This window comes from uncultured Lacinutrix sp. (assembly GCF_947500325.1).
Classification (GTDB): Bacteria; Bacteroidota; Bacteroidia; order Flavobacteriales; family Flavobacteriaceae; genus Lacinutrix.
On record NZ_CANMRQ010000124.1, the window covers coordinates 1 to 215 of the forward strand.

1 pseudogene is annotated in these 215 nt (G+C 43.3%); it reads left to right on the forward strand.

Going from position 1 to position 215, the window contains the following annotated elements:
• A pseudogene (locus tag Q0997_RS20455) lies at positions 1-215 on the forward strand (hypothetical protein); the annotation flags it as partial.

A 215-nucleotide genomic window follows, 5' to 3' on the forward strand; every position in this document is an offset into this window, starting at 1 on the left:
GATAGACTAGCTAAGTTAGAAGCTGATAGATTAGCGAAAGAAGAAGCGGATAGAATTGCTGCTCAAAACGAAGCGGATAGATTAGCGAAAGAAGAAGCAGATAGAATTGCTGCTCAAGCGGAAGCGGATAGATTAGCGAAAGAAGAAGCAGACAGAATTGCTGCTCAAGCGGAAGCGGATAGATTAGCAAAAGAAGAAGCAGACAGAATTGCTGC